The 19469-nt window shown below is 68.9% G+C and carries 18 protein-coding genes; 10 read left to right on the forward strand and 8 right to left on the reverse strand.

Annotated features, from left to right (window positions below; translation table 11 throughout):
- Positions 1-75: 75 nt before the first annotated feature.
- Positions 76-3435, reverse strand: a complete 3360-nt coding sequence (locus C1925_RS19620) for a TIM-barrel domain-containing protein (RefSeq protein ID WP_108770356.1) — start codon at positions 3433-3435, stop codon at positions 76-78.
- A 323-nt stretch (positions 3436-3758) separates the two neighbouring features.
- On the opposite strand from C1925_RS19620, the gene C1925_RS19625 reads away from it, so the two are divergent.
- The 6 genes from C1925_RS19625 to C1925_RS19650 all read left to right on the forward strand — a co-directional run bounded on the left by C1925_RS19625 (position 3759) and on the right by C1925_RS19650 (position 10960).
- Positions 3759-4913 (forward strand): SIS domain-containing protein, encoded by a 1155-nt coding sequence (locus C1925_RS19625; RefSeq protein WP_108770357.1) that lies wholly within the window; start codon positions 3759-3761, stop codon positions 4911-4913.
- Positions 4906-5844: an ROK family protein gene (locus C1925_RS19630; RefSeq protein WP_108770358.1), complete on the forward strand. Its 939-nt coding sequence runs from the start codon at positions 4906-4908 to the stop codon at positions 5842-5844. The genes C1925_RS19625 and C1925_RS19630 overlap by 8 nt, the downstream gene beginning before the upstream one ends.
- 17 nt (positions 5845-5861) lie before the next feature.
- Positions 5862-7196, forward strand: coding sequence for a D-tagatose-bisphosphate aldolase, class II, non-catalytic subunit (locus tag C1925_RS19635; protein ID WP_108770359.1), 1335 nt, complete (start codon positions 5862-5864; stop codon positions 7194-7196).
- Between the two features lie 34 nt (positions 7197-7230).
- The gene (locus C1925_RS19640) at positions 7231-8007 is read left to right on the forward strand and encodes a DeoR family transcriptional regulator (RefSeq protein ID WP_108770774.1); all 777 of its coding nucleotides are present in this window, start codon (positions 7231-7233) and stop codon (positions 8005-8007) included.
- Entirely contained in the window at positions 8004-9116 is a 1113-nt protein-coding gene (gene nagA / locus C1925_RS19645) for an N-acetylglucosamine-6-phosphate deacetylase (RefSeq protein WP_108770360.1), read from the forward strand. Before C1925_RS19640 ends, nagA begins: the two co-directional genes overlap by 4 nt.
- A 65-nt stretch (positions 9117-9181) precedes the next feature.
- Positions 9182-10960, forward strand: a complete 1779-nt coding sequence (locus tag C1925_RS19650) for an MFS transporter (protein WP_108770361.1) — start codon at positions 9182-9184, stop codon at positions 10958-10960.
- A 40-nt stretch (positions 10961-11000) separates the two neighbouring features.
- On the opposite strand, the gene C1925_RS19655 is transcribed toward C1925_RS19650, so the two are convergent.
- From C1925_RS19655 to C1925_RS19670, 4 genes are all read right to left on the reverse strand, one after another.
- On the reverse strand, positions 11001-11471 hold the full coding sequence (locus C1925_RS19655) for a hypothetical protein (RefSeq protein WP_108770362.1): 471 nt from the start codon (positions 11469-11471) through the stop codon (positions 11001-11003).
- On the reverse strand, positions 11468-12028 hold the full coding sequence (locus C1925_RS19660) for a DUF308 domain-containing protein (protein ID WP_108770363.1): 561 nt from the start codon (positions 12026-12028) through the stop codon (positions 11468-11470). The genes C1925_RS19655 and C1925_RS19660 overlap by 4 nt, the downstream gene beginning before the upstream one ends.
- Positions 12029-12246: 218 nt before the next feature.
- Positions 12247-12936, reverse strand: coding sequence for a ComF family protein (locus C1925_RS19665; protein ID WP_108770364.1), 690 nt, complete (start codon positions 12934-12936; stop codon positions 12247-12249).
- 84 nt (positions 12937-13020) lie between these two features.
- Entirely contained in the window at positions 13021-13932 is a 912-nt protein-coding gene (locus C1925_RS19670) for a LysR family transcriptional regulator (protein ID WP_108770365.1), read from the reverse strand.
- Positions 13933-14058: 126 nt separating this feature from the next.
- On the opposite strand from C1925_RS19670, the gene C1925_RS19675 reads away from it, so the two are divergent.
- Positions 14059-14808 carry an SDR family oxidoreductase gene (locus C1925_RS19675; RefSeq protein WP_108770366.1) on the forward strand — a complete coding sequence of 250 codons (750 nt, stop codon included), beginning with the start codon at positions 14059-14061 and terminating at the stop codon, positions 14806-14808.
- Positions 14809-14838: 30 nt separating this feature from the next.
- On the opposite strand, the gene C1925_RS19680 is transcribed toward C1925_RS19675, so the two are convergent.
- From C1925_RS19680 to C1925_RS19690, 3 genes are read right to left on the reverse strand one after another with little or no spacing between them, the layout of a single operon-like run.
- The gene (locus C1925_RS19680) at positions 14839-15135 is read right to left on the reverse strand and encodes a hypothetical protein (protein WP_254051351.1); all 297 of its coding nucleotides are present in this window, start codon (positions 15133-15135) and stop codon (positions 14839-14841) included.
- A 40-nt stretch (positions 15136-15175) separates the two neighbouring features.
- Complete coding sequence (locus tag C1925_RS19685) at positions 15176-15610, reverse strand: hypothetical protein (protein WP_159097581.1); 435 nt, start codon at positions 15608-15610, stop codon at positions 15176-15178.
- A 15-nt stretch (positions 15611-15625) separates the two neighbouring features.
- Complete coding sequence (locus tag C1925_RS19690; RefSeq protein WP_108770369.1) at positions 15626-16171, reverse strand: CbrC family protein; 546 nt, start codon at positions 16169-16171, stop codon at positions 15626-15628.
- A gap of 144 nt (positions 16172-16315) precedes the next feature.
- Between C1925_RS19690 and bioB the strand changes: the two genes are divergently transcribed.
- From bioB to bioH, 3 genes are all read left to right on the forward strand, one after another.
- Positions 16316-17359, forward strand: coding sequence for a biotin synthase BioB (gene bioB / locus C1925_RS19695; RefSeq protein WP_108770370.1), 1044 nt, complete (start codon positions 16316-16318; stop codon positions 17357-17359).
- A gap of 79 nt (positions 17360-17438) precedes the next feature.
- Positions 17439-18662, forward strand: a complete 1224-nt coding sequence (gene bioF, locus C1925_RS19700) for an 8-amino-7-oxononanoate synthase (protein WP_108770371.1) — start codon at positions 17439-17441, stop codon at positions 18660-18662.
- 19 nt (positions 18663-18681) lie between these two features.
- Complete coding sequence (gene bioH, locus C1925_RS19705) at positions 18682-19461, forward strand: pimeloyl-ACP methyl ester esterase BioH (RefSeq protein WP_108770372.1); 780 nt, start codon at positions 18682-18684, stop codon at positions 19459-19461.
- Positions 19462-19469 lie beyond the last annotated feature (8 nt).

A 19469-nucleotide genomic window follows, 5' to 3' on the forward strand; every position in this document is an offset into this window, starting at 1 on the left:
GGGCAAAACGCTCCCGGGCCACGGCTCTGGAGCCATGGTCGGAATGGGCGGGGGAGGAGCGGTGTTACGTGGGGGTCATGGGGCGACGATGCTGGCGGAGTCGCCCTCCTGGCCGATCAGCACGGCGTTGGCCCAGTTGGCGCAGACCTGGGCGGGTTGGCTGCCCTGCGCACCCAGCGTGCGCAGGCTCAGGGTGGAAAGACCACGGATGTCCAGCTCCGGCTTAACCACGCCGGGTGCCTTCACCAGGCCGCTGTCGTACAGCAGGCGGCCATCGCCCCAGACCTGGAACTGCAGGCCCCCGGCGGTGCGGCAGGCATCGTCGATGCCGAGATCGGCGCGCAGCAGGTTCCAGCCGCCCTGCAGGCGCAGGTCGATGCGGCTGTTGCCACCGACGCCCAGGCCACGGCGGAACTGCAGGCCGTTCATGCGCAGGCCGGCGTCGCCACGGAAGGACTGGTCGGCGCGGACCTGGCTGGCCAGCGCGGCCGGCACCGGCAGCTCGGAGAGATACTGCTGCCGGGCTGGTCGCTCCGGTTCCTGGTGTTCGAGGATGTGGAAGGTGGACAGCGCGATCGGGCCGACATCGCGCGGCTGCAGTGCATCGAATGCGCGGGCGCTGCCCTGTGCGGCGGTGACCATCGGATCGGTGCTGCTGGCGCCGTCGCCCTCGGGGTTCTGCACGCTCAGCACGCGGAAGCGCAGCAGGCGGCCGGCATGCGCGGGGAAGTCGATGCGCTGCACGCCTTCCTTCAACTGCAGGCGGCCACGCGCGATGGGTTCGCCCCACTCGCCATTGCTGTCGCCCAGGTAGACCTCGTAGTCGCGCACCTGGCCGTGCTTCCAGTTCTTGTCGTTGCGCGGCGCGATCTCGATGCCGTCGATCATCTTCCGCTCGCCGAAGCCGACCACCCACTCATGCGCACCGGTACGCACGGCCTGGTTGCGCACGCTGCGGAACCAGGTGTTGGGGTCATCGTCGAAGGCATTTTCCAGCGCGTGGCCCGGTTCTTCGGCCGGGCGGTTGACCACCAGCAGGCTGTCGGCCGGCAGTTCGCGGCCCAGCACCGGTGCGGCCGGGAAGACATCGTCGGCGGCGGAAGCGGCGACTGCGAAGTCCAGCTGCAGCTGCAGCGGCTGGCGGATGTCCTGCGTGGCCGTGCGTACGTGCAGCGTGCCGCGGCGATCCTTGGCATCGAAGTACCAGCCTTCGCTGGCGTTGTTGAAGGCGGCCGCATCGGCCAGCGCCGGCAGCGCCCGGCCAGCGGCCTGCACCGCGCGCGGCGCGTGCCGGCTGAGCACGCGCAGGCCGTAGCGTCGCTGTGCCAGCTGGCCGTTGTAGCTGCCCTGCACCGCGTCGATCTGCACCTGCACCGGGCCACTGCCCTGCGCCGGCGCCTGCACGCGCACCACCTGCGTGCTCGATTCACCCTTCTGGTAGCGGCGCGTGTTGCCGTCGTCTTCGTACAACGTGTACTGCGCATCGCCCTGCGGGTACAGGTCGAACGTCACTTCATCGAGTGGCTTTTCACCATCGAACAGCATCGTCGGGTACATCGGCAGAATGGCACCGGCGCGCACGAACACCGGCAGCGTAGCCAGATCCACCTGGCGGTCGAGCTGGCGGCCCTCGGCGCCGGCCTGCACGCGGCGGCCATCCCAGTAATCGACCCAGCCACCGGCGGGCAGATGGATGTCGCGGCGCCAGCCACGGCTGGCTGCCTGGCTGCGGTACACCGGCGCCACCAGCAGGTCGCGGCCGAGCAGGAACTGGTACTTGTAGCTTTCATCATGCGCATGCGGATCGCGCGGGTTGTCCCACATCAGGCCACGCACCGGCGGCGCGCCGGTCTGCGCGGCCTCGTGCACCAGCCCGTACATGTACGGGGTCAGGCGCATCTTCAACTTCAGGTAATCGCGGTTGATGCTGCGGTAGGGCTCGTCGAACCACCACGGATGCTTGCGTGCGTTCGACGACCAGCCGCTCATGCCCATCAGCACCGGAGTGAACGCCTTCCACTGCAGGTCGCGGGTGAAGGTTTCAGCGCTGCCGCCGAAGATCGCATCGACGTCGCCGCTGGCGTAGGCCATGCCGGACAGGCCCGAACCCACCAGGGTCGGCACGTGCCAGCGGATGTAGTCCCAGCTGCTGCTCTGGTCGCCGGTCCACGCCACGGCGTAGCGCTGGATGCCGGCCCAGCCCATCACCGTCCACAGGAACGGGCGCGAGTCGGAATTGTCGAGGATGCCGTTGAAGGCCTGGCGGTTGGCATCCATCGCGAACTGGTAGCCCTTGCCGGTCCAGGCCACGTCCAGCTTCTGCACGCGGGTGCCGGCCTTGCCCACTTCCCAGGCGATCTTGTCGACGCCGTTCTCGGTCCACAGGCCGGTGCGGAAGCCATGTTTCGCCAGCCCCTGCACAGTCTCCGGCAGCTTCTGGTAGCCGCAGCCGTAGCCATCGTTGGGCAGGATCCAGCCACCGGGCATGTCATGTTCGCGGTACTGCTTGGCCACGCTGTCGATCACATCCGGCGTGGTGCCGGTCGGGCCGTCGCTCCAGCCTTCGGGCACGGTGCCGGGCTTTTTGCTGTTGTCGGCGTCGTTGTAGCAGTCGGCATCGCCGTAGGAGAGCGCCCAGCGCGCGACCATGTTCGGGCGGCCGGTGAGCTGGGTGTAGCGTTCGATCAGCTTCGGCAGGTCGGCGCCGACGAAGTAGTAGGCATCGAAGCGGTCTTCGCGGTGCAGCAGGGTGGCCTGGTCGGCCTGGCGCAGGTCGTAGCTGCCATCGCTCCAGGTGTTGCGCAGCATGCCCCAGCCACGGCTGCTGAGCAGCATCGGCGCCGGGCTCGGGCGATCACCTTCTTCCCATCCGCCGGAGTAGGACACTTCCAGTTCGCGACCCTTGAACTGGAAACGGCCGTTCTGCTGGCCACCACCGAAATAGCCTTCGTCGGCCTGCGATGAAAGCACCTGCACGCTCTGCGTGGCGTCCAGGTCCAGCGGCTGCAGTTCCTGCCACAGCGCGGTCGGCTGGCCGTTGTCGAGGCGTTCCAGGCGCAGGCGCAGCGGTTGCCGCTGCACGTGCAGCACCAGTGCGTCGGTGCGCACGCGGATCTCCTGTGCGTCTTCTTCCAGCTGCGCCTGCACGTTCGCCTTGGGCTGCGGCAGCATGATCGGCGCGGCCTTGTCGCCAGCCCCGGTCAACGTGCCCTTGCGGCCGGCCTGCACGCGGATGATGTCCGCGGCCGGCAGTTCGATGCGGATGCGCGCGCCGCTGTCGGTCTGCAGATCCCAGCCGTGCACGCCGTCACGGCTGTCACTGGCGCTGACCGAACGCAGGTTGCCGACCGGCTCGGCCTGGGCCGATGTCGCTGCCAGCATCAATGCCGGCAGCAGGGCCAGCAACAGCGGCGAGCGACGAATGCGGTTCTCCACACGAACTCCCAACCCGTTTACCGGGCGTTTCGAAAGCAGTTGCGGCCGACTCTAGGGCAGTGATTCGAAAGATGTCAATAAACTGAAAGGAAAAAGGAAGATATATTTGATAGAAACGAAAGTTGTTGCGCCGCAATACTTTGTGTAAGCGCTTGCAACCCCCTGTTAAGCATTGTGCGATACGGCATCCGGCCGATTCTTGCGTTTCGCGATCGACGCCATCACGGGTAAGTCAGGTCAGCCTATTTCTTTCTTTTTGCTTTCGATGTTTGACATTTCGAAAGAAAACGCTGATGGTGCGCTGGCCCAACTGGAACCTCCGAATGGACGTCACCCTGCTTTCCGATGTGTCCGCCTGGCAGCGCCGCGGCGGAGCCGATACCGCTACCGAAATCGCCCAGCAGCCGGCGCTGTGGGAAGCCCTTGCGCAGGACCTGTCGCGTGCCCGCGACCGCCTGCAGGCCTTCCTCGGCGACAGCCTCAACGATCCCAACCAGCGCGTGCTGTTCACTGGCGCCGGCAGCTCCGGCTTCATCGCCGAGATGGTGGCCGATGCGATCAACGCGCAGTGGCCGGCCGAGGTGCGCGTGGTGCATACCACCAGCCTGCTGACCCACCCGGTGCTGTACCTGCAGCGCGACCGCCCCACCCTGCTGGTGTCGTTCGGCCGCAGCGGTTCCAGCCCGGAAAGCGTGGCCGCGGTCGACCGCGTGCGCAGTGACGTGGCCGATGCCCGCTTCCTCGACATCACCTGCAACGCCGATGGCGAACTGGCCCGCCGCGGCGCCGGCCGCAGCGATACCTGCACCCTGCTGATGCCTTCGGCCAGCTGCGATCGTGCATTCGCCATGACCAGCAGCCTGACCTGCATGCTGCTGGCCGCGCTGACCGTGTTCGACCGCTCGCCGTGGGAGGCACGCGTCGCGCGCCTGAAGCAGATCGCCACGCTCGGCCGCGAAGGCCTGGCGCAGTGGGATGCACCGGTGGCGTCACTCGCGCAGCGTCCGTTCAACCGAGTGATCTACCTGGCCAGCGGTCCGCTGGAAGCGCTGGCCCGCGAGTGCGCGCTGAAGGTGCTGGAGCTGACCGCCGGCCGCGTGCTGGCATTGGCCAACACCCCGCTCGGCTTCCGCCACGGCCCCAAGTCCACGCTGGACGGCGACACGCTGGTGGTGGTGCTGCGCAGCGTGCAGCCGCTGGCACGCCGCTACGAACAGGACCTGCTGGAAGAACTGCGCCGCGACGGCGTGGCCGGGCAGGTGCTTGCGATCGGTCCGCATGCGGATATCGGCGCGGACGACGAGTACACGCTCACCGTGCCGGCACTGGACGACCCATGGCTGGCGCCGGTGTGGCTGGGCTTTGCCCAGCTGTTCGCGCTGCAGCGCTCGGCCGCGCTGGGCCTGACCCCGGACAATCCGTTCCCGGACGGCACCGTCAACCGCGTCGTCCAGGGCGTCACCATCCACCATGGCTGAGCTGATCGCCCACGCCTGCTACGGCATCGACATCGGCGGCACCAAGATCGAGCTGGTGGCGTGCGATGCGGCGATGCATGTTACCTGGCGCCGCCGCGTGGCCACGCCGCAGGGCGACTACGCCGGCTTCCTGCAGGCTGTGGTCGCGCTGGTAGCCGAGGCCGATGCCGCGCTGGGGCGCAGTGACGCCGCCATCGGCATCGCCCTGCCCGGCGTGCGCGACCGCCGCAGCGGCCGCCAGCTCAGCGCGAACGTGCCGGCGTTGACCGGCCAGTGCGTGGCGCAGGACCTGCAGGCACGGCTGGCGCGTCCGCTGCACTTCGGCAACGACCTGCAGTGCTTCGCGTTGTCCGAGGCGCACGGTGGTGCCGCCGACGGCTACCCCAGCATGTTCGGCGCCATCCTCGGCACCGGTGCCGGTGGTGGCTTCTGCCTGCAGGGCCGCCTGCTGACCGGCTTCAACGGCCTGGCCGGCGAGTGGGGCCACTGGAGCGTGCCCGGCCACCTGCTGCAGCGCCACGGCCTGCCGCTGCTGGACTGCGGCTGCGGGCTGCAGGGCTGCGTGGAGCGCTACGTGTCGGGCAGCGGCGTGGCGATGATCGAGCGCCATCTCGGCGGCAACGCGCGCGATGCCAGCGCAGTGATCACCCTGGCCGAGGCCGGCGATGTGCGTGCCCGCCAGGCGCTGGACATCCACCGCGACCTGCTCGGCCACAGCCTGGCCGCACTGGTGCTGGCGCTGGACCCGCACGTCATCGTGCTCGGTGGCGGCCTTTCGCAGTACGCGCCGCTGTACCAGCTGCTGCCCGCCGCCGTTGCCGCACATCTGTTCAACGGCGCGCAGGTGCCGCCCATCGTGCCGCCGCGCTTCGGCGATGCCGGCGGTGCACGCGGTGCCGCCCTGCTCGCCTGCCAACCCTCGTTTTCCTGATCGACCGGAGCCTGACCATGTCCCCGCTGCAGACACTGCTTGCTTCCCACCGCGCCGGTGCCAACGTCGGCCTGTACAGCGTCTGCTGCAGCAACGAACAGGTGCTGCGCGCAGCCATGCACGTGGCGCTGGCGCACGGCACCGTGCTGTTGATCGAGGCGACCTCCAACCAGGTCGACCAGTTCGGTGGCTACACCGGCATGACGCCGCCGCAGTACCGCGACTACGTCGGCGCGCTGGCCGATGAAGAGGGGTTCCCGCGCGAACGTCTGATCCTCGGTGGCGACCACCTGGGCCCGAATGCCTGGCAGAAGCGCCCGGCCGCCGAAGCGATGACCCACGCGCGCGTGCTGATCGAGGCCTACGTGGCCGCCGGCTTCCACAAGATCCACCTGGACTGCAGCATGTCCTGCGCCGATGACCCGGTGCCGCTGCCCGATGCCATCGTCGCCGCGCGTTCGTCCGAACTGGCCGAGATCGCCGAGCGCACCGCTGCCGAACACGGCCTGCCGCCGCCGGTCTACGTCATCGGCACCGAAGTGCCGGTGCCCGGTGGCGAGGCCTCGCTAGCCGGTGGCCTGCAGGTGACCACGCCGGCCGCTGCCGCGCAGACCCTGGCCATCCACCAGCAGGCCTTCGACACGCCGCAGCTGCGCGATGCCTGGCAGCGCGTGATCGCGATGGTGGTGCAGCCGGGCGTGGACTTCGACCACAGCAGCGTGCACGAGTACGACCCGGCGGCCGCCAGTGCGCTCGCGGATTTCCTCGAACAGCAGCCGCGCATCGTGTTCGAAGCGCATTCCACCGATTACCAGCGCGAGAGCGGCCTGCACGCACTGGTGCGCGACCACTTCGCCATTCTCAAGGTCGGCCCGGCGGCGACCTTCGCCTACCGCGAAGCGCTGTTCGCGCTGGCCGCCATCGAGGCCGAACTGCTGCCGGACGCGCAGTGCTCGCGCCTGCCGCAGGTGCTGGACGAAGTGATGCAGGCGCAGCCGAAGTACTGGCAGCCGTATTACCAGGGCGACGAGGCCGAGCTGCGCCTGCTGCGCCGCTTCTCCTTCAGTGACCGCTGCCGCTACTACTGGGGCGAGCCGGCATTGCTGCAGGCGGTGCAGACCTTGTTCGCCAACCTGGAACGGCAGGCGCCGCCGCTGGTGCTGCTCAGCCAGCATCTGCCCGAGCAGTACCGCGCCGTGCGCGAAGGCGCCCTGGCCAATACCCCCAGCGCGCTGGTGCAGCACCGCATCGGCCAGTGCCTGGGCGAATACGCCCGCGCCTGCAGCGCCAACCAGGCCGGCAGCCGCAAGCAGAACGCAAGTTCGGCTGCCTCCGTTCTTGCGAACGGCTAATCTCTACCTTTCTTGACGAAACCGAGAGATGGCCATGCGCAACACCCGCTCCCGCCGGCAACAGATCCTGCAGCTGCTGATCGAGCACGGCTCGGTGCAGGTGGCCGATCTGGTCGAGCGCTTCGGCGTGTCGGCGGTGACCATCCGTGCCGATCTCACCCATTTCGAGTCGCAGGGCCTGGCCACCCGTACCCACGGCGGCGCCACCCTGGTGCGCACGCCGCCGCAGGAACAGGACATCCACGAAAAGGATGCGCTGAACCTGCCGCTGAAGGAGTCCATCGGCACCGCTGCGGCGCGGCTGGTGCAGGCCGGCGACAACATCATCATCGACTCCGGCTCGACCACGATGACCCTGGCCCGCCACCTGCGCGGCCACCGCGACGTGACGGTGATGACCAACGGCCTGAACATCGCCTGGGAACTGGCCAACGCGCCGGGCATCACCGTGCTGCTGACCGGCGGCCTGCTGCGCCAGCAGTCGCTCTCGCTGCAAGGCAGCCAGGCCGAAGCCAGCCTCAATTCCTACAGCTTCGACACCCTGTTCCTGGGCGTGGACGGCCTCGACCTGCAGTTCGGCCTGACCACCCACGATGAAGCCGAAGCCCGCCTCAACCACCGCATGGTCGAGCGCGCGCGCCGCATCGTGGTGCTCACCGACGCCTCCAAGTTCGGCCGCGTCAGCCTGCACCGCATCGCGCTGCTGGACCAGATCCACGCCATCATCACCGACGCCGGCATCGACGATGCCACCCGCGAGGGGCTGCAGCGGCTGGGCATCGAAGTGATCATCGCCGAGACACCGCCATGACCGACATCAGCCGCCTGCACGGCCGCATCCTCACCCCGCTGGGCTGGCGCCGTGGCCATGTCCAGTTCGATTCGCACATCCGCCAGCTGCAGGTCGATGACCACAGTGGCGCCGATGACCTGCAGCTGCCGGTGATCCTGCCCGGCTTCATCGACCTGCACGTGCACGGCGCGGCCGGCGTGGACCTGATGCAGGGCGGCGACGTGGCCCGCACCATCGCCCGCACCCACCTGCGCTTCGGCACCACCACCCTGCTGGCGACCACCATGACCGCCGGCCTGGACGAGATCGAGCATGCCCTGCAGGGCGTGGCCGCGACGATGGCATCCCCCGATGCCGAGGCGGCCAGCATTGCCGGCGTGCACCTGGAAGGCCCCTTCATCAGCCCGCAGCGGCTGGGCGCACAGCCCAACCGCACGATCGAAGCGACGCTGGCGCTGGTGCAGCAGCTGCATGCGCTGGCACCGATCCGGGTGATGACCCTGGCGCCGGAAATCGGCGAGCACACCGCACTGATTCCCGCGCTGTCAGCGATGGGCATCCGCGTGCAGCTGGGCCACAGTGCCGGCACCTACGAAGAAGGCGTGGCCGCGCTGCAGGCCGGTGCGTCCGGCTTCACCCATCTGTTCAACGGCATGACCGGCGTCGACCACTACCGCCCCGGCATTGCCGCCGCCGCGCTGGCGCATGCGCAGTACGCCGAGATCATTCCCGACCTGCAGCACATCCACCCCGGCGTGATCCGGCTGGCCGCGCGCGCGATCCCGCGCCTGTACGCGGTGACCGACGCCACGGCCGCCACTGGCATGCCCGATGGGGAATACGCGCTGGGCGAACAGCGCGTGCACAAGTGCGGCGGCTGCGTGCGCCTGGCCACCGGTTCGCTGGCCGGCAGTGCGCTGACCATGGATCAGGCACTGCGCAATCTGGTGCAGGTGGGCCTGGACCTGGCCGATGCCTCGCAGCGTGTCTCTACCTTCCCTGCCGCCTACCTGGGCCTGGACGATCGCGGCCGCATCGCGCCCGACGCCCGTGCCGATCTGGTGGTGCTGGACGCCGGACTGCGACTGCAGCAGGTGGTCGTCGGCGGGCGGGTAATCGATTTGTAGAGTCGAGCCATGCTCGACTCTACAGAAAGCAATCCGCACCGAAACGCCGCACAGGAAACCTGTCGATGACTGCACGCACCGCCCCGCGCTGGCCCGTACGCTACCTGCTGTTCATCGGCGGCCTTGGCGGCCTGCTGTACGGCATCGACATCGGCATCATCGCCGGTGCCCTGCCCTACCTCGAAGCGACTGCCAGCCACGCCTGGCAGCTCAGCAGCCAGCAGCTCGGTTTCGTCGTCGCCGCGGTGCTGCTGGGCAGCGTGCTGTCCTCGCTGTTCGCCGGTATGGTGGCCGATCTGATCGGCCGCCGCGGCGCGATGCTGCTGGCCGGCCTGCTGTTCACCGCGTCCATCCCGATCATGGCGCTGGCCTCGGGCTACACGCCGCTGCTGCTCGGCCGCCTGCTGCAGGGCGTCAGTGGCGGGCTGATCGGCGTGGTGGTGCCGCTGTACCTGGCCGAAGTGCTCAGCCCCGAGCGGCGCGGGCGTGGCGCCGCCATGTTCCAGCTGCTGCTGACCATCGGCCTGGTGCTGGCCGCACTCATCGGCCTGTACCAGGCGCACGCCGTGGACGCCGCCGCCGAGGCCGTGCGCTCGCTGCCGCGGGCGCAGCAGGCACAGGAGCTGTTCGTGCTGAAGGACCACGCCTGGCGCACCATCTTCTGGAGCTGCCTGGCACCGGGCCTGCTGTTCTGCGCCGGTATTTTCTGGCTGTCCGAATCACCGCGCTGGCTGGTCCGCCGGGGTCGCGTGGAGGATGCACGCCGCAGCCTGCAGCGCGTGCTGCCCGATGCTGACGTGGAGGCCACGCTGGCGCAGATCCAGGCACCGGAATCGAGCAGCAGCGACGGGCGCCGCGATCCGCTGCTTAGTCGCCGCTACGTGGTGCCGTTCCTGCTGGCCTGCGTGGTGCTGGCCTGCACCCAGGCCACCGGCATCAACTCGGTGCTGGCCTACGCGGTCAACATCCTCAACCAGGCCGGCCTGTCCGGCTCGGTGGCCAACGGCGCCGACGTGGCGATCAAGCTGCTCAACGCGGTGATGACCGTGGTCGCCTTGCTGCTGGTCGACCGCAAGGGCCGCAAGTTCCTGCTGATGCTGGGCAGCGGCGGCATCTGCGTGGCCCTGCTGGCCGCTGCCACGCTGTTCTTCCAGGCCGAGCGCGGCCGCGCCGACGTGCAGCCGCAGCTGCAGGCCGCGGTGAGTGGTGATGGCCTGCAGCTGGTGCTGGACGACGCGCAGTGGCAGCGCCTGGCGGGGAGCACCGACAGCGAGGGCCGGCCGCTGCAGCTGACCGTGTCCTATGCCTATGGTGATTTCACCAACGTGCGCGCCCTGCGCAGCGACAACCTGGGCGACCGCGAACTGCGCATCGAACGCGCCGGCACCGTGCAGCCGGACAGCGTCATCGGCGCCTTCTTCCGCCACCTGCACCTGAACCCCTTCGCCGACCCGGCCAGCGCCGCACAGGCACCGCTGCGCATCGAACAGGCGCGCATCGGCCCGGTACCGCCGCCCGCCCATGGCTGGGCGGTGGCCGCGTGCATCCTGGTGTTCGTGGCGTTCTTCGCGGTCGGCCCCGGTGTCTGCGTGTGGCTGGCGCTGTCGGAGCTGATGCCCAACCGCATCCGCTCCAACGGCATGAGCATCGCGCTGCTGATCAACCAGTTCGTGTCCACCACCATCGCCGCGCTGTTCCTGCCCACCGTCGGCCACTACGGCTATGCCAGCATGTTCCTGTTCTGGGCTGGCTGCACGTTCGTGTTCTTCCTGGTGGCCGCGCTGTGGCTGCCGGAAACCAAGGGCAAGTCGCTGGAGGAGATCGAGGCGCGGTTCGCCCGGTAGCGGTCGACCTTGGTCGGCCTCCGTGCACATCGCGAGGGCATCAACGGCCGGTGATGTGCTTCTCCAGCGCCTGCGCTTCGGCCACGCTGGACAGCCCACTGAGCATCATCGATTCGCCGAACGGTCCCTGTACCGTCGCCACCATCAGCACGCGGCCGTCCACGCTGATCGCCGCACGCTGGCCCACCAGCGCCTCCGTGCCATCGTGTATGCGCTGGCGCGCTTCCGGCCGGTAGCGGATCTGCAGGCCGGGCTGATTGGCCTGGTCCAGCACATAGCGCACATCGGAGATATCACCACTGCTGGCAATTGGCGGTTCGCGCAGGGCAAGGGTCTCACCCTGCCACTGCGCGGGCGTGCCCTTGCCGGTTGCATCAACCGCGCTCAGGCGTACGTCTACGCCCGGACGCGGTGCATGCGCCGCGCCCGTCATTGCCTCAGGCGTTGCCGCCGGCATGCATCCGGTCAGGGCCAGCGCCGCGCCCAGCAACAGTGCGCGCGCGCCCCTCACTTCAGCTTCCTCAGTTTCAGTGCCACCACGATCTGCAGCAGGCCATACAACAGGCTGCCGATGCCGATCCACAACGTGGTGACAGCCACCCCGGCCAGCGGGTTGGCCGCAAACAGCAGGCCCAGCACGATGGCCAGCACGCCGCTGAGGATCAGCACCCATTCGCCCTGGATGTGCCTGCGCACGCGGACGGCGAACACGATGCGGTAGATGCCCGCCACCAGCAGCCAGGCGGCCAGCAGCAGCACCAGCACGCTGGCGGTGGCCAACGGGTTGATCACCGCCAGCGTGCCGAAGCCCAGCGACGCCACCGCGTACAGCAGCAGCCAGCCGCGCGGCGCGCCACTGCCACCGCTGATCAGCGCGAGCAGGCTGATGACCCCTTCAACGATGGCCATCAGGCCCAATGCCCAGGCCAGCGCGGTGGCTGCGGCCATCGGCCAGCCGATCGCGGTGATGCCGAAGCCCAGCGCGACCACGCCATACAACAGCAGGATCCACCAGCTGCGGCCGATGGCCGACAACAACGGCGACGGTGAGGATTCGGGAGACAGCATGACCACTCCTTCGATCAGGTTCCGTGCCCCATCCTAGCGCCCGCCTCGTTGATGACACCATCACGGCACCCGCGCGCAGACCTGTCGGCCTCCGCTGCGTGGCGTCGATTGGTTGAATCGACGGGGTAGAGTCGACCGTTGGTCGACTGTCTTTCGATCCGGATAGTGCTAGTCGACTAACAGTCGACTCTACCGATGTGCATCACAGGCACGGGCACTCACGGCACCCGCGCGCAGACCCATACGCGCACCTCCGCCGCCCCCACCAGCCGCAGCGTCTCCGCCACTTCCAGCACCGTGCTGCCGGTGGTCATCACATCGTCCACCACGGTCAGGTGCGGTGGCACCGCACCCCGCACATCGAAGGCGTCGAACAGGTTCTCGCGACGCTGCTCGGCGCTGCGCTCCGACTGCGGTGCTGTATGCCGGCGCCGGTACAGGCCGCGCCACACCGGCTGCCGCAGCAGCCGGCACAGCTCCCCGGCCTGGTCATAGCCGCGTTGGCGCAGCCGACGCGGATGCAACGGCACCGGCACCAGTAGCGGGCAGGCCCACGGTGGCGGCCTGCGCTGCATCAGCTGGGCAAGCAGGCGACCCGCCGCGAGGTCCCGATGGAATTTGTAGCGCACCAGCAGCTGGTCCACCGGCGGCAGGTACAGCAGGCTGGCATGGGTGGCAGCCTGTGGCGGCGGTTCCTCGCGGCAGGTGCCGCAGACCGGCAGCGCGCTGTCCGGCAACGGCAGTGCGCAGCGCAGGCAGGCGCGGCCAGACCAGGGCATCTCGGCCAGGCAGGCGGCGCACAGATCCAGGCCATCGTGGCCGGGATCGTCGCAGACCAGGCAGCGCAGCGGCAGCAGCAGGCGCAGTGCGGAATGCAGATGGTCTGCGAGAGCGTGGGGAAGGCGCATGCCGCAGGGTTGCCGTACCAGCATGCGGAAACCATCGGTGAAGCCCCCACGCCTGCGTCAGCCAAAGGCCGGTCAAGCGCTCCGCTACGTTTCGCCCGCCAGCGACGGCGGCAGCACCTGCCCCAGCCAATCAATGAACACCCGCAGCCGCGGCGTCACATGCCGGTTGTTCGGGTACACCACGTGGAACGGGTACGGCGCCGGTCGCCATGGCTGCAGCACTTCCACCAGCGCCTTGCTGCGCAACGCATCGCCTGCCGCGTAGCTGAAGGTCTGCACCAGGCCCATGCCTGCAACGGCGGCGGCCAGATGGGCGTTGCTTTCGTTGATGCCGATGCGGTGCTCGGCCTTGATCTCGAACGCACCGTCCTCGCCACGGAAGCGGAACGGTACCGCGCGTCCATTGGACGGCAGCAGGTAGCTGACCAGCCGATGGCCGTTACGCAGCTCCTCCGGGTACGCAGGAATGCCGTGTGCCTTCAGGTAACGCGGGCTGGCGCAGGTGATCAGGTGCGCGTCGCCCAGGTGACGGGCCACCAGCGTGGAATCATCCAGCGCGCCGCCGCGGATCACGCAGTCCACGTTCTCGCTGATCAGGTTCACCGAGCGGTCGGACACGCCCAGTTCGATGCGGATGTCCGGGTAGCGCGCCATGAAATCGGGCAGCACCGGAATGAGCACGTCGCGTGCGGTGGAGCCACCGATGTCCACGCGCAGCAGCCCGCGCGGTGCACCGCGTGCGGCGCTGAACGAGGCATCGACATCCTCGAGGTCGCGCAGCAGGCGCCCGGCCTTCTCGTAATACGCCTGGCCTTCGGCGGTGACCGCCACGCGCCGCGTGGTCCGCTGCAGCAGGCGCACGCCGAGGTGGGTTTCCAGTTCGCGTACCAGCTTGCTCAGCGAGGTGGTGGGTATGTCCAGCGAATCAGCGGCGCGGGTGAAGCTGCCGGCCTCGACGACGCGGGCAAAGGCACGGATGGCAGTGAGCTGGTTCATGCCGCCGATTATGCACACACATGCACAGTCATTGTCATTGCGCAGGATTTATCGCAGCCGCGCCGCCGCCCATCATTCTCCCACCCGCTGCCACCCCTCCCCCGGCAGCCCTTACAGGAGAACACCATGAGCACTGATTTCAACGGCAAGATCGCCCTCGTCACCGGCGGCACCACCGGCATCGGCCTGGCCACCGCCCAGCACCTGGCCAGCCTCGGCGCCAAGGTCTTCATCACCGGCCGCCGCCAGCCGGAACTGGATGCTGCCGTCGCTGCCATCGGCGCGCAGGCCACCGGCATCCGCGCCGATGCCGCGCAGCCCAGCGACCTCGATGCGGTCTACGCCCAGATCGCCCGCCAGGCCGGCCGCCTGGACATCCTGTTCGCCAACGCCGGTGGCGGCGACATGCTGCCGCTGGGTGCCATCACCGAAGAGCACTTCGACCGCATCTTCGCCACCAACGTGCGCGGCGTGCTGTTCACCGTGCAGAAGGCGCTGCCGTTGCTGGTCGATGGCGCTTCGGTAATCCTCACTGGCTCGACGGTCTCGATCCAGGGCACGGCCAACTTCAGCGTGTACAGCGCCAGCAAGGCTGCCGTGCGCAACTTCGCCCGCTCGTGGGCGCTGGACCTGGAGGAGCGCCGCATCCGGGTGAACGTGGTCAGCCCCGGCCCGATCCGCACCCCCGGCCTGGGCGACCTGGTGCCCGACGAAGCACGCCAGGGTCTGTTCGATCACCTCGCCGCACAGGTACCGCTGGCCCGCCTCGGCGAACCGCAGGAAGTGGCCAACGCCGTGGCTTTCCTGGCCTCGGATGCGTCCAGCTTCGTCAACGGCATCGAGTTCTTCGTCGATGGCGGCATGGCCCAGGTGTAATGCCGGCCAGCCACTGCGATCGGGTTTGAATCAGCGCTGCCGGCCCAGGCCGGCATGCGCTTGCTGATACAGGATGTGCGTCAGCTCGTACTGGTTGCAGGCTCGCTCCGGCAGCGCACCGTCTTCTCCGGGGACACTCACTTCGAATCCCTCTTCCACATCCTCGTAGTAGAGCCACCCGTCAGCGAGATGGGCGACCACCCAGACCGGTTCGACCCCACCCAGGCGATGCAGCGGCACCGTATGGAACAGCACGCGTAGTGTGGCGAAGGCAGCCTGCTGGTCGGGCGTGCAGTCGCCGAGCTGCTTCGCGACCAGCGCTTCCATCTCCGCCCGCGTAAGCGGCCGCCACGGACCCGTCATGCCGTCAGTCCTTGCCCGAAGACGACTGTTGTGCCATCGCCTTCGCACGCATGCGCAGGCGCTCGTTGCTGGCCTTGAAGGTTTCCACCAGCGCATCGCAGGCCGCCTTGGAGGCACCGCAGCGCACCTGCATAGCCACACTGACGTCGCCATCGTGCGAGACCAGCTCGCGGCGCACGATCGACGGATGCCAGCCATTAGCGGGCGTGGTGACCGACCAGAACACCTGCTCCTGGAAGTCCTGCAGCACCACCCAGTCGTTCTCCTCGCGCTCGCGTACGTGCGGCAGCGCGCGCAGGGCCTTCAATGCTTCATCGGGTGTTGCATAGGGAATGGAAGCACCACGTGCCTCCTGCGCACCCGCCTGCTGCATGCACGCCAGCAGGCCGGCGGTCACGGCCGCCAGCAGCCACCGGTGAACGGGATATCGTTCCTGCACGTGATTCCGCTCCTGTCAGTCGCAGTCCTGGTAGCCACCCACTTCGCCACAGTGCCTGCAACGGAACAGGTAGGCCGTCGGTGATCCGTCCTTGTCCAACGCAGCCAGGAAATGCTGCCACTGCGGCCCGTCGTCCAGCCCGGTGCTGTCCTGGATCGCCGCCACGGCGGCTTCACCGTGTGCTTCCAGTTCGGCGCGACCGGCGCGGCCGATGAACTGCGCCGCATCCCCGCAGTGGGTCCACCACTGTTCCTGCTGCCAGCCGTTGAAGCCGGGCGTGCGCTGCGCGATCACGTCGATGATCTCCTCATCGACTTCATCCCACTCGCCGCCACCACCGACGCCTTCCTCATCACTGAAGATGACGCCCAGTCGCTCGTGCGCGGAGCCATCGGCGATGCACCACGGGCAGATTTCGTGCCCGTACTCTTCTTCGGCATAGACCGGCCCGGTGTAGACGTAGCCACGCGACTGCCCGCAGCACACGCACGGCGTGTCGGCAGCCACCACGCTGCCGGTGGCGATCGGATCGGGGTGGTAGGTGAAGCGCGGCAGATCCATGGCAGTTCCTTTGCTGGGCGGCCCAGTGTAGCGGTGCGGTCAGGGCCGATAACCTGTAAACCTAAATAGAAAAATTGAAGTTGACAGCCTCTGTCAACCCACCCACACTGCCGCCCTCGCTCCACGCCCTTCCAAGGTCCCGCCATGGCTCCCGCCATCCGCCACGACTGGCAGCACGATGAACTGCAGGCGCTGTTCGACCTGCCCCTGCCCGAACTGCTGTTCCGCGCCGCCAGCGTGCTTCGCGCGCACTTCGATCCGGCCCAGGTGCAGGTGTCCACGCTGCTGTCGGTGAAGACCGGTGGCTGCCCGGAAGACTGCGCGTATTGCCCGCAGGCGCAGCGCTACAGCACCGGCGTGAGCGCGCAGAAACTGATGGATACCGATGCCGTGCTGGCCAAGGCACGCCAGGCCAGGGCCGCCGGTGCGTCGCGCTTCTGCATGGGCGCAGCGTGGCGCTCGCCGAAGGACCGCGACATTCCGAAGGTGGCTGCGATGATCGCCGGCGTGAAGGCGCTCGGCCTGGAAACCTGCGCCACCCTCGGCATGCTCAGTGGTGACCAGGCGCGCGCGTTGAAGGATGCCGGCCTGGACTACTACAACCACAATCTCGATACCGCGCCGGACTGCTACGATTCGATCATCCACACGCGCCAGTACCAGGACCGCCTGGACACGCTGGGCCACGTGCGCGATGCTGGACTGAAGACCTGCTGCGGTGGCATCGTCGGCATGGGTGAGACGCGTGCGCAGCGCATCGGCCTGCTGCTGGCGCTGGCCACGCTGCCGGCCCATCCCGATTCGGTGCCGATCAACAAGCTGGTGCAGGTGGCCGGTACGCCGCTGCATGGCAGCGCGGAACTGGACCCGTTCGAGTTCGTGCGGATGATCGCGGTGGCACGCATCGCGATGCCGCATTCGATGGTGCGGCTGTCGGCCGGTCGCGAAGCCATGAGCGATGAGTTGCAGGCGCTGTGCTTCCTGGCCGGTGCCAACTCGATTTTCTACGGCGAGAAGCTGCTGACCACCGGCAACCCGGAAAGCGAGCGCGACCTGGCCCTGTTCGCGCGCCTGGGCCTGCAGCCGATGCCCGTGCAGGTGGACGCCGATGGCCACGACCACGGCGGTACCGTGAACGCCGATATCAGCGCCGATGGCCCCGACTGTGGCTGCGCCCACGCCGCGTGACATGCCGCGTGATCGGGGCGTCGAGCAGGCGTGGCGGCAACGCGCTACCCTAGCCGCCCCGTCGTCGCCTGAAGCCAGCATGGCCCGCCCCGACCTGACCGCCCGCCTCCAAGCCCAGCGCGCGTTGCGCGATGCACAAGGCCGTCGCCGCCCGCGGCGCACGGTCACCCGTCGTGATGGCGTGCGCCTGGAAATTGACGGGCGCTGGTTGACCGGGTTCTGCAGCAATGACTACCTGGGCCTGGCCCAGCAGTTCAGCGTGGTCAACGCGCTGCAGGATGCGGCCGCACGCGATGGCACAGGCGCCGGTGCCTCGCACCTGGTCTGCGGCCACCACGCGCTGCACGACGCGCTGGAACGCGAAGTGGCCGACTGGCTCGGCTATCCGCGCGCCCTGCTGTTCGGCAGTGGCTTCGCCGCCAACCTGGCGGTGCAGCAGGCGCTGCTGAGCGAAGAGAACGACGTCTGCGTGCAGGACAAGCTCAACCACGCCAGCCTGCTCGATGCCACGCGGCTGGCCGGTGCGCGCCTGCGCCGCTACCCGCACCTGGATCCGGAAGGCGCCATGCGCCAGCTCAAGCACGCGCCCGAAGGTGCGGCGATGCTGGCCACCGATGGTGTCTTCAGCATGGACGGCGATGTTGCACCGCTGCGTGCGCTGTCGCTGGTCGCGCGCCTGCAGCAGGCCCTGTTCTACGTGGACGACGCGCATGGCGTAGGCGTGCTCGGCGATGGCCGTGGTGCCGTCGCCACCGCCGGCCTGGGCGTGGACGACGTGCCGCTGCAGCTGGTCACCCTGGGCAAGGCGCTGGGCAGTGCCGGCGCGCTGGTGCTGGGCCGCGAAGATCTGGTCGAGCACCTTTCCGAAACCGCACGCCCCTACATCTACACCACCGCCCTGCCGCCGGCCCTGGCCGCCTCGGCCCTGGAAGCGGTGCGCCTGGCCCGCCGCGACCATTGGCGCCGGGCCAAGCTGGCCGACCTGATCGCCCTGTTCCGCGGTGAAGCGCGCCGCCATGGCCTGGACCTGATGGCCTCGGAAACCCCGATCCAGCCGCTGCTGTGTGGCGATGACCACACCGCCGTGGCGATGTCGCAGGCGCTGGAGCAGGCCGGCTGGCTGGTCGGCGCGATCCGTCCGCCGACGGTGCCCGAAGGCAAGGCGCGGCTGCGCGTCACCCTGTCGGCACTGCATACGCCGGAACAGGTGCGCGAGCTGGTCGAAGCCATCGCCCAGGCGCGCGGCCGCGTCGCTGCCGGGCCGAGCGAAGCGCTGCCGCCTGCCTTGCCCGCGCTGGCCTGACCCGCACGCGTCGTACCCCATGCATATCGACGTCACCGGCCACGGGCCGGACCTGGTTCTGATCCACGGCTGGGCCCTGCAGGGCGGCGTGTTCGCGCCGCTGGTGCAGCGCCTGGCCGACCGTTTCACCCTGCACCTGGTCGACCTGCCTGGCCATGGCCACAGCCGCGACGACGCCACGCCGCTGCGCCTGCCGCACGTGGTCAACGCCATTGCCGCGGCCACGCCGCCGGCGGTGTGGTGCGGCTGGTCGCTGGGCGGGCTGTTCGCCCTGCATGCGGCGGCCACCCTGCCGAAGGTGCGCGGGCTGGCGATGATCGCCGCCACGCCGCGTTTCGTGCGCGGCGAGGATTGGCCGCACGCGGTGGAACCAGTGGTGTTCGAGCAGTTCGGGCGTGACCTGGCCACGGACTTCGGCGGCACCCTGGAGCGCTTCCTGGCGTTGGACGTGATGGGTTCGGCACATGCCCGCGAGGAGCTGCGCACCCTGCGCCAGCGCCTGGTCGAGCGCGGTGCCCCCAGCGAGCGCGCCCTGCTGGAAGGCCTGCGCCTGCTGGAAGGTACCGACCTGCGTGGCGCCCTGCCCACGCTGGGCAGGCCCAGCCTGTGGATCGCCGGCCAGCGCGACCGTCTGGTATCGCCGGCCGCGATGCAGGCCGCCGCCGCGCTGGCCCCGGGCGCGCAGGCGCTGACCGTCGCCCACGGCGGCCATGCGCCCTTCCTCGGCCACGCCGACGAGGTGGCCGCTGCCCTGCAACACTTTGTTGCCGGCCTGTCACCGGCCGATGGCGGACAATGAGCACTTTC

Origin of the sequence: Stenotrophomonas sp. SAU14A_NAIMI4_5 (assembly GCF_003086795.1) — a bacterium.
In the GTDB taxonomy this organism is placed as follows: Bacteria; Pseudomonadota; Gammaproteobacteria; order Xanthomonadales; family Xanthomonadaceae; genus Stenotrophomonas.